This is a genomic window from Flavobacterium sp. (assembly GCF_049318325.1).
Classification (GTDB): domain Bacteria; phylum Bacteroidota; class Bacteroidia; order Flavobacteriales; family Flavobacteriaceae; genus Flavobacterium.
Window position 1 is genome coordinate 1 of the sequence record NZ_JBMOGQ010000210.1, and the last position, 2165, is coordinate 2165.

A 2165-nucleotide genomic window follows, 5' to 3' on the forward strand; every position below is an offset into this window, starting at 1 on the left:
TACCTGAAGCCATTGCAGATGCTAAGGAGAATGCGAAACGTAACAACATTAGCAATTGTGAGTTTTATGTTGGCGATATGAAAAATGTATTTAACGATGACTTTATAGCGCAACACGGCCAGCCCGATGTAATAATAACCGATCCGCCAAGAGACGGAATGCACAAAGATGTTGTGGAACAATTGCTTAAAATTGGTGCCAATAAGATTGTGTATGTTAGCTGCAACTCGGCTACACAAGCCCGTGATTTAGCGTTAATGGATGAACAATACAAAGTAACACGCGTCCGTCCGGTAGATATGTTTCCGCAAACGCATCATGTAGAAAATGTCGTACTTTTGGAGCGAAGATAGTTTACAGTCACACTATACAGTCGCAGTTGCAATTATAAAATGAGGCTGAAAACTGAGACTGAAGACTTAACTCAAAATAAAAATGAAAAAAATAGTATTGCTGCTTTTACTGACAATTACTTTCTCAGGTTGCGAGAAGGACGATATCTGTGCTGAAGAAACAACTCCCCGATTGGTTTTAGAATTTTATGACATTTCCAACCCTTCTAATTTGAAAAATGTTTTAAATCTAAAGGTAACCGGTGAAGGACAATCTGAATTAGGTACTTATAACGGAGTTAATAAAGTTGAGTTACCACTAGATATTACAAATGATATAACCAAATACAGTCTGATATTGAACAGCGCCAGTGCAACCGGTGCAAATGAAGATTCGCTTCAATTTAATTATATCCGACAAAATATTTTTGTATCTAGAGCTTGTGGTTATAAGACCATTTTTTTATTGAATGATAGTCCTGATGGTGTTATCAAAACTGATACTGCAACACCAGAAGATTTTTGGATACAAGACATCAACATAGTAACAACAAACATTGAAACTGAAAATGAAACACATATCAAAATTTACTTTTAGTATTGCTTTGGTATTGCTTTCGTTTTTAGGCAATGCACAAGACAAAGGCGTAAGCGAAAAAACGAAGGAAAAGTCAACGACAAAAAAAGACAGTGTTCCGGTAAAAAAAGAGCGTTATGGTTTACGTGTTGGAGTTGATTTATTCAAACTAACGCGTTCATTTTACGAAACCGACTATCGTGGATTGGAACTTGTTGGTGATTATCGTTTAACTAGAAGGCACTATTTGGCGGCTGAAATTGGTAACGAAAACAAAACAGTAGATGACGACCAAGTCAACTTTACAACCAAAGGAACCTATATAAAAGTTGGATTTGATTACAACTCTTTTCAGAATTGGGGCAATATGGAAAACATTATTTCAGTTGGTTTACGTTATGGTGTAAGTAGTTTTAGCCAAAAATTAAATAGTTATCAAATTTATAATCCAAACCAATATTTTGGAGAATCTCCAGTTATCATTTCAGGTGAAAATTTTGATGGCTTATCAGCACAATGGATAGAAGTAGTTGCCGGTATGAGAGCGGAAGTATTTAACAATATCTTCGTAGGTTTCAGTTTTAGACTCAACCGATTGATGTCTCAAAAAATTCCTAATAACTTTGACAACCTCTATATTCCCGGATTCAACAGAACTTATAATGGAGCCTTTGGTGTAGGATTTAATTATACTGTTTCTTACTTCATTCCTTTGTATAAAGCAACGGTTAAAGCCAAAAAGAGCCGGAACAATAGATCCAAAGGCGAACAGAAAGAAACTAAAGAAGAAGCTAAGAAAAAAGACAAAAGAAAATAGAATATAGAAAAATTCTAATTCCTAAATCTCAATTTAAAACATCATGTCAAAAAAAGTAAAATCTTTCCTTTATAACCTTGTATGCTTTGCAATACTTTTCATTTTATTTCGGTTCCTTATAGAGGAATATACCAACCTAACAGGTTTATTTATTCCAATAACGGCTTTTGTGGTTGGTACACTTACGGCGCCTAAATTTCAGGCAGTACAAACTCCCGATGGTGAAAAAATATTCATGCGCTGGCTGCTATTAAAAGGCATTCGAGAAGTGGGATAACCAAAGAATAAATATAAACTAGTTAAAAATATTGTCAACGGATTGAATCATCTAATAGTCAGATTGAAATAAGTATTTAATTTTAAGTAAACATTAAAAATTCAATGTTTTATTTCTTTACTAAATGCCTTATTTTTGAACCTCTAAAATCTTTTAAAGAAA

At 34.0% G+C, this 2165-nt stretch carries 4 protein-coding genes; all 4 read left to right on the forward strand.

The window, feature by feature from the left end; genetic code table 11:
• Positions 1-353 (forward strand): class I SAM-dependent RNA methyltransferase (locus ACOYLP_RS11775; protein WP_422856361.1); only part of this gene is annotated, 353 nt, incomplete at its 5' end.
• A gap of 82 nt (positions 354-435) precedes the next feature.
• The gene (locus tag ACOYLP_RS11780) at positions 436-930 is read left to right on the forward strand and encodes a DUF6452 family protein (protein ID WP_422856362.1); all 495 of its coding nucleotides are present in this window, start codon (positions 436-438) and stop codon (positions 928-930) included.
• Positions 902-1726 carry a DUF6048 family protein gene (locus ACOYLP_RS11785; protein ID WP_422856363.1) on the forward strand — a complete coding sequence of 275 codons (825 nt, stop codon included), beginning with the start codon at positions 902-904 and terminating at the stop codon, positions 1724-1726. The genes ACOYLP_RS11780 and ACOYLP_RS11785 overlap by 29 nt, the downstream gene beginning before the upstream one ends.
• A gap of 43 nt (positions 1727-1769) precedes the next feature.
• On the forward strand, positions 1770-2003 hold the full coding sequence (locus tag ACOYLP_RS11790) for a hypothetical protein (protein ID WP_422856364.1): 234 nt from the start codon (positions 1770-1772) through the stop codon (positions 2001-2003).
• Positions 2004-2165: the final 162 nt, after the last annotated feature.

What these genes read in the sequence shown, in the direction of transcription:
- ACOYLP_RS11780 (WP_422856362.1), top strand. Translation starts at nt 436, where the DNA reads ATGAAAAAAATAGTATTGCTGCTTTTACTGACAATTACTTTCTCAGGT.
- ACOYLP_RS11785 (WP_422856363.1), top strand. Translation starts at nt 902, where the DNA reads ATGAAACACATATCAAAATTTACTTTTAGTATTGCTTTGGTATTGCTT.
- ACOYLP_RS11790 (WP_422856364.1), top strand. Translation starts at nt 1,770, where the DNA reads ATGTCAAAAAAAGTAAAATCTTTCCTTTATAACCTTGTATGCTTTGCA.